This is a genomic window from Streptobacillus ratti (assembly GCF_001891165.1).
Classification (GTDB): Bacteria; Fusobacteriota; Fusobacteriia; order Fusobacteriales; family Leptotrichiaceae; genus Streptobacillus; species Streptobacillus ratti.
The window spans coordinates 1-204 of the sequence record NZ_LKKW01000145.1 but is presented as its reverse complement, the minus strand read 5'-3'; the positions used below and the strand labels follow the sequence as shown (position 1 = coordinate 204).

The window sequence follows — 204 nt, the reverse complement described above, 5'->3', positions numbered from 1 at the left end:
CTCCTATTTATCTTCAAGTATTGAATTTATAATTGCTTCAGCACAACGAATTCCATCTACTGCTGCACTCATTATACCTCCAGCATATCCTGCACCTTCTCCACAAGGTATTAATCCTTTAACACTAGCGTTATATTTATCATCTCTATTTATTCTAATAGGCGATGAAGTTCTACTTTCTATTCCAGTAATTACTGCATCTTT

At 34.3% G+C, this 204-nt stretch carries 1 pseudogene; it reads right to left on the bottom strand.

Annotation, left to right across the window (positions count from 1 at the left end):
• Positions 1-3 precede the first annotated feature (3 nt).
• Positions 4-204, bottom strand: a pseudogene (locus BT993_RS07160) (hypothetical protein); the annotation flags it as partial.